The sequence below is a fragment of the Chryseosolibacter histidinae genome, from assembly GCF_018598225.1.
Taxonomy (GTDB): domain Bacteria; phylum Bacteroidota; class Bacteroidia; order Cytophagales; family Cyclobacteriaceae; genus Chryseosolibacter; species Chryseosolibacter histidini.
The window spans coordinates 216349-222580 of the sequence record NZ_JAHESF010000013.1 but is presented as its reverse complement, the minus strand read 5'-3'; the positions used below and the strand labels follow the sequence as shown (position 1 = coordinate 222580).

Sequence of the window (6232 nt, the reverse complement as noted above, 5' to 3'; positions counted from 1 at the left end):
ATATAGGGCAGGCTTTTTTAGCATACGCACATGACTTCGGTAAAGCAGGAATGGTTATGTTGGGCGTTCAGCACATGAGTTATGGCACCATCCAGGGATACGACCTGAACGGCGTAGAGACCGGCGAGTTTAGCTCCGGAGAGACCGCCCTCATCATAGGAAAAAGTCACCGGCAGGGAAATTTCAGGTTTGGTATTAATCTCAAAGGTGTTTTTTCAAACATTGCCGGATACCGGGCCAGCGCGCTGATGTTCGATCTGGGAGGTGTCTTCATTCATCCCCACAAACCGTTCACGGCAGGACTTGTGATCCGGAATGCGGGTTTTGTGTTGAGTGATTATACGTCGACTTCGGGCAGCAGCGTACCTTTGGATGTGCGGGCGGGCATCACCTTTAAACCGGAGCACATGCCCTTGCGTTTTTCGCTGACGGCCTTTAACCTCACACAGGCAGACGTAAGCTATGATGACCCTGATGATGACGAAGAAAAACCAGGAGCATTGAAAAAAGTGCTCAGTCATCTGAGCCTGGGAACGGAGATCCTGATCCATAAAAATGTGACTCTGATGGCTGGCTACAATTACCTGGCGCACCAGGCCCTCAAACTGCCGGCTGGTGGGGGAGGAGCAGGTGTTTCACTCGGGGCAGCCGTTCATGTCAAAGCTTTTGAATTTGTTTTCAGCAGAAGCGCCTATGTAGCCGGAAGTGCCGGTTATTCCTTTACTTTGTCAGCCGATCTTAATAAATTATTAAAGAGACGATAAGTGTTATGATGGATCCAAAATACCTAACGCCACGACAGATAGTTGAAGAACTTGATAAATATATCATCGGGCAATATGAAGCCAAGCGGAATGTGGCGATAGCCCTCCGTAACCGCTGGCGGAGGATGAACGTGAAATCCGAGATCAGGAGCGAGATCATCCCCAACAATATTTTAATGATCGGCGCCACCGGCGTGGGAAAGACTGAGATCGCCCGCAGGCTGGCCAAGATCGCGGATGCACCTTTTGTGAAAGTAGAAGCTTCAAAGTTTACCGAAGTGGGTTACGTGGGCAGAGACGTTGAAAGTATGGTGCGCGACCTGGTTGAACAATCTGTAAACCTGGTGAAGGCGCGTAAAAAAGAAGAAGTGAAAGAGAAGGCAGCTGTGATCGTTGAAGATATCATTCTCGATGCGCTGATCCCTCCGCTCAAAGTGCAGGGCTCGAAGCCCACGGGATTCTCCACAGAATCGCAGGGCATGCCAACGTCAGATGAGGAGCTGAACGAGCGCACCCGTAACCTCTTCAGGGAAAAGATCAGGAACGGAGAGCTGGAAGAACGGAAGATCGACATCAGCATCAAGGGAAGCAGCGGACCCAATGTGGGCATGGTAGGCGCAGGCATGATGGATGAAGTTTCCATGATGAACCTGCAGGAGATGCTCAACGGCATGCTGCCGAAAAAAACACGGAAAAGAAAAGTGACGGTTGCCGAAGCCCGGCGTATCCTGCTGGAAGAAGAAGCTGCGAAGCTCATCGATATGGATGAAGTGAAGGAAGAAGCTATCCACAGGGCGGAAGATGCCGGCATCATCTTCATTGATGAGATCGATAAGATCGCTTCAGGCTCTAAAAAAGGAGGCGGTGGCCCTGATGTGAGTCGTGAAGGTGTGCAGCGCGACCTGCTGCCGATCGTGGAAGGAAGCACCGTGAATACAAAACACGGCGTGATCAAGACCGACCATATCCTGTTCGTTGCGGCCGGTGCTTTCCATATTTCGAAACCGTCTGACCTGATCCCCGAGCTGCAGGGACGTTTTCCTATTCGTGTAGAGCTGAACAACCTTACCAGGGAAGATTTTATCCGCATTCTGAAAGAGCCCAAGAACGCGCTCACCAAGCAGTACCAGGCGCTTTTCCAGGCCGAAGGTGTTGAAGTCACTTTCACTGACGGCGCCATGGACGAGATCGCCAACATGGCATTCACCATCAATGCAGAGGTGGAGAACATCGGTGCACGAAGGCTGCACACGGTTATGAGCAAGCTGCTCAACGAGCTGTTGTTTGATGTGCCTGATAAAATTGCTCCTGATTCTTCTATTGCCGTAGATGCTGACCTGGTGAAGGAAAAGCTCACTGGTTTTGTGAAGAACAAGGACCTAAGCGAATACATTCTCTGATGCGCCCGGCACTTGCCCTTTGTTGCCTGTGCCTTGCCTTGAGTGCGTTTGCGCAGGACGATGTTACCGTGGCACCTGCTGCCAGCAAGGACTCGATCAGGGATACTTTTATCAAACGGTTTCCCGATCATTTCTTCCTGTACCCGGTATTGAAGCAGCGCAGCCTCAGCTTTGAGCTGGAAAGAGAAGATCGCAGCGACCTGCTTACGTTTAAGCCCAATACCTCGTACAACTTTGGTGTGGGCATGTACCTGTTTGAGCTGGGTTTTGAGCTGACTTTCGCTTTGCCCGTGGACGAGCGGCGAAAATCGCTTTACGGAGAATCAGATGCGCGGGATATTCAGCTCAATGTGATGGGTAAAAAATTCGGAGTAGATGCCTTCTATCAAAAGTATAATGGCTTCTACATTACCGATAATGACAATGAACCTCCGGCAGACAGTCCATTTCCACAGCGGCCGGATATCGATTCGCGAAATCTCGGCGTCACAGCAAATTATGTGTTCAACAACCAGAAGTTCTCCTTCAGATCGGTATACAACTTCGCCGAACGGCAATTGTATAGCAAGGGCTCTTTCCTGTTGTTTGCCAGCCTGAGCAACTTTAAACTTTCGGCAGATTCTTCGATCCTGAACACACAACAGCGCGTTACCTTCGGCGATCAGGTATCATTTGAGAAACTGCATTACACCACGTTCAGTATAGCACCCGGCTATACGTACAGTGTCATCTTCAAGAACTTTTTCCTGAACGGAACACTGTCCATTGGCCCTGCCCATCACTGGATCGGTTATGAGCTTGAAGGCGGCCCTGATCGCAATGAGATCGCCATTAACTCTTTTGTTGCAGCCCGCATCGGCATCGGCTACAATGGAGACAGACTGTTTGGTGGCGTTTCTTTCCTGACCCAGGGAAGCAATGTGAAATTTGAAGACGTGCGGTTCTCCAACAACAACGGCTCATTCAAGATCCTGGTAGGCTACCGCTTCGGTGAGGTTGGTGTGCTGAAGAAACGTGTCTGGGACTTAATTCCTTTCAAAATATAGACGAGGCCAGCGATTGCACTTCATCTCTGAATGTTGCCGGTTGCCAGTTACCGGTTGCCAGTTTCGTGCCGTGTTAACTTCACCTGTGAATTTCAATCTCATGACCGTTAACTCAGTCAGTAATTTTGCACCGTTCAAAACCGGCAACTGGCAACCGGCAACCAAACTCATATCCCCCATACCCGACTCTGCACTCCTCCCTTACTCCTTAATTCTCACTCCTTACTCCTCCTGACTCCTGGCTTCTTATTCATTCTTCGGATAATCATAGAAAACCAGCTCCCCTTTTCCAAAGTCGATCTCCTGCCATGAGGTGATGTTGAAATGGAAAGCGGCAATACCACAGGTGGGCATATCGTCTATGGTAGCTGAGCTGATCCTGTTCATGCGGTGTACAAAATCCGTGAGACCGGGATTGTGGCCAAAGATCATGACCACGTTGTGCTTGTCATTAATGCCCCTTACTGCAGATAAGATCTCGTCTTCGTCAGCATGATAGAGCGAGCGGTCGGTTTTGATCCTGTCAGCGGCGTATCCAAGGGCTTCTGCGATACGCTTGCAGGTTGATAACGCACGTTTTGCCGGGCTCGAGAGCATGAGGTCAGGGTGAACGTTTCGGTCTTTCAGGCGCTTTCCCATGCGTGGTGCATCACGTTTGCCACGTTCGTTCAGGGGGCGGTCAAAGTCGGAGAGGCCCGGCTCATCCCAGCTTGATTTGGCGTGACGGACAACATACAGGGTTTTCATACAGGGAAGTTAAGGAGATACCGGCTCTGTGCCGCAGCAGGCGTAAAGAAAAGTCAAATTATTATATCTTCGCAGCCATGGCAGATCTTAAAAGTATCCGCAGGACTATTCAGTACACCACTGTTTACTGGCTCGTGCGGTTCATGATATGGGTGTCGATCAGCATTTCACGCAGCACATGGCTTTCCATCTGCGGCTGGCTTGGGGGCATGGGGTATTATTTCGCAGGTGAAACACGCCGGTTGGCATTGAAGCACCTCCGCCTGGCGTTTCCCACCAAAACACACCAGGAGATCAGAAAACTTGCCAGGAACAATTTCAGAATGCTTGGTAAAAATGCCGGCGATATTCTACGAAGTACCCGTACAGTGAAGTCGCTGGCCGATCTTGAAAAGATCCTGATCACTTACGGTCTTGAAAATTATGAAGCGGCACATGCCAAGCGCAAGGGCGTGATCTTCCTCACCTGTCACCTGGGCGCATTCGACCTGCAGGTGACCAACATGGCCATGCGGGGCCTCAATCCCAACATCATCGGAACACCACTCAAAGACAAAAGGCTGAACGACTTGCTTTGGGAATATCGTAACGCGCACGGCGCCATTGCGATCGAACGGGGTAAAGAAACCTTCCGGATGATCAAGGTTCTGAAGTCGGCGGGTTCAGTTGCGCTGCTTATCGATCAGGATACCAAAGTGAAAACTGTTTTTGTCGACTTCTTCGGCATGCCCGCCGCCACACCCGTAGGCGCAACGGTACTGGCATTGAAAACCGGCGCATCGGTTGTGCCCACCTATATCTATTTAGGCGATGACGGTATGCAACATATGCACATCCTGCCCGAGATCCCTATGCGCGTAACCGGCGACGAGGAGAGCGACCTTGTCTTTAATACGCAGATCCTTACCAACTTCATCGAAGAGCAGATCCGTAAGCATCCCGACCAATGGGTGTGGATGCATGAAAGGTGGAAAACCAAACCCTCGATTTAACACAGCTTCTGTAACGAATTACGGCTGATTGTCGAAAAAATGTATGTGTTTTGATTGTTTCCTTTTTAGGAAACATGTATTTTTGGTATGTAATAATAACGTAAGCCCTCTCTAAGGTGATACAAAAATTCAGAGTACTGTTTCTGGAAGAAGCAGCTGAGTTTCTTGATCAGGTAGATCAAAAAGCTCGCGAGAAGATCATTTACAACATTCGAAAGTCTCAGGTTGTGAATGATGACGAACTATTTAAAAAGCTCAATGCTGAGATCTGGGAATTTCGAACATTGTATAAAAAATTAAAGTACAGGCTTTTTGCTTTCTGGGATAAGTCTGATAACACCGATACAGTTGTTGTTGCAGCCCATGGATTGATCAAGAAGACAGACAAAACCCCGCAAACTGATTTAGGGAAGGCAGAAGCGCTGCGGAGAGAATATTTTGAAAATAAAAAGATCGAAGAATATGAATACAGGAAAGAAGAAGTTGAGAACATACTCTCTGGACGAAATTACCGATAAGTACATCGGTAAACCCGGCACCAAAAAGAGAGATGCATTCGAATACGAATTAAGACTTGATCTGCTGGGAGAAGCGATCAAGGAAGCGAGGCAGAAACGTAACCTTACACAGGAAGAGCTTGGGAAATTGGTAGGTGTTCAGCGTGCGCAGATCTCCAAGATCGAGAATAGCCTGACCGATGCGCGTTTCGAAACGATCATCAAAGTGTTCAAAGCACTGAATGCAAAGGTGAGTTTCAGCATCGAGTTGCTGAATCAGAAAGTAAATATAGCCTAGTTACTTCTTAAAGATAAAATACACTGCCAGCACCAGGAACACGAAGCCAATGAGGTGATTGATCCTGAACGTTTCGTTTTTAAAGAACAGCAGCGAGAACACTACGAAGACGGTAAGGGTGATCACTTCCTGGATCACCTTCAGTTGTACCAGTGAAAAAGGTCCGCCATATTCTTTAAATCCAATGCGGTTGGCCGGCACTTGCAACAGGTATTCGAACAGTGCAATACCCCAGCTGATCAGGATAATGCTGATCAATCCCAGGCTTTGGCTCCACTTCATCTCTTTGAACTTGAGATGGCCATACCACGCCAGGGTCATGAATGCGTTGGAGAGAATGAGGAGCCCGATGGTGATGAGGGATTTCATGATGCAAGTTCGTTTCTTAAGGAGGGTGGTCAGTCCACGGTCCAGAGTCGACAGGTGCTCAGTCGTCGGACCACTGACCAGTGCGTTTACCTGCGCGCAGTGGTCTGACGACTAAACCT

The 6232-nt window shown here is 49.0% G+C and carries 8 protein-coding genes; 6 read left to right on the top strand and 2 right to left on the bottom strand.

Features of this window, described 5'->3' with window-relative positions; genetic code table 11:
- From KK083_RS15205 to KK083_RS15195, 3 genes are all read left to right on the top strand, one after another.
- The coding region (locus tag KK083_RS15205; protein ID WP_254164197.1) for a PorV/PorQ family protein at nt 1-764 on the top strand (764 nt) is incomplete at its 5' end.
- Between the two features lie 5 nt (nt 765-769).
- Entirely contained in the window at nt 770-2164 is a 1395-nt protein-coding gene (gene hslU / locus KK083_RS15200) for an ATP-dependent protease ATPase subunit HslU (protein ID WP_254164195.1), read from the top strand.
- The gene (locus KK083_RS15195) at nt 2164-3210 is read left to right on the top strand and encodes a DUF4421 family protein (RefSeq protein WP_254164193.1); all 1047 of its coding nucleotides are present in this window, start codon (nt 2164-2166) and stop codon (nt 3208-3210) included. Before hslU ends, KK083_RS15195 begins: the two co-directional genes overlap by 1 nt.
- Before the next feature lie 246 nt (nt 3211-3456).
- On the opposite strand, the gene KK083_RS15190 is transcribed toward KK083_RS15195, so the two are convergent.
- Nucleotides 3457-3957, bottom strand: coding sequence for a SixA phosphatase family protein (locus tag KK083_RS15190; protein ID WP_254164191.1), 501 nt, complete (start codon nt 3955-3957; stop codon nt 3457-3459).
- 77 nt (nt 3958-4034) lie between these two features.
- Here KK083_RS15190 and KK083_RS15185 point away from each other — a divergent pair, with 77 nt between their 5' ends.
- The 3 genes from KK083_RS15185 to KK083_RS15175 all read left to right on the top strand — a co-directional run bounded on the left by KK083_RS15185 (nt 4035) and on the right by KK083_RS15175 (nt 5744).
- Nucleotides 4035-4949 carry a lysophospholipid acyltransferase family protein gene (locus tag KK083_RS15185; RefSeq protein ID WP_254164189.1) on the top strand — a complete coding sequence of 305 codons (915 nt, stop codon included), beginning with the start codon at nt 4035-4037 and terminating at the stop codon, nt 4947-4949.
- A 116-nt stretch (nt 4950-5065) separates the two neighbouring features.
- Nucleotides 5066-5467, top strand: a complete 402-nt coding sequence (locus KK083_RS15180; protein ID WP_254164187.1) for a type II toxin-antitoxin system RelE/ParE family toxin — start codon at nt 5066-5068, stop codon at nt 5465-5467.
- The gene (locus tag KK083_RS15175) at nt 5433-5744 is read left to right on the top strand and encodes a helix-turn-helix transcriptional regulator (protein WP_254164185.1); all 312 of its coding nucleotides are present in this window, start codon (nt 5433-5435) and stop codon (nt 5742-5744) included. Before KK083_RS15180 ends, KK083_RS15175 begins: the two co-directional genes overlap by 35 nt.
- Here the strand turns inward: KK083_RS15175 and KK083_RS15170 are convergent, their stop codons facing one another.
- Nucleotides 5745-6113 carry a DMT family protein gene (locus KK083_RS15170; protein WP_254164183.1) on the bottom strand — a complete coding sequence of 123 codons (369 nt, stop codon included), beginning with the start codon at nt 6111-6113 and terminating at the stop codon, nt 5745-5747.
- Nucleotides 6114-6232 lie beyond the last annotated feature (119 nt).

Coding starts and splice junctions, on each gene's coding strand:
- hslU (WP_254164195.1), top strand. CDS start 770: ATGATGGATCCAAAATACCTAACGCCACGACAGATAGTTGAAGAACTT.
- KK083_RS15195 (WP_254164193.1), top strand. CDS start 2,164: ATGCGCCCGGCACTTGCCCTTTGTTGCCTGTGCCTTGCCTTGAGTGCG.
- KK083_RS15190 (WP_254164191.1), bottom strand. CDS start 3,957: ATGAAAACCCTGTATGTTGTCCGTCACGCCAAATCAAGCTGGGATGAG.
- KK083_RS15185 (WP_254164189.1), top strand. CDS start 4,035: ATGGCAGATCTTAAAAGTATCCGCAGGACTATTCAGTACACCACTGTT.
- KK083_RS15170 (WP_254164183.1), bottom strand. CDS start 6,113: ATGAAATCCCTCATCACCATCGGGCTCCTCATTCTCTCCAACGCATTC.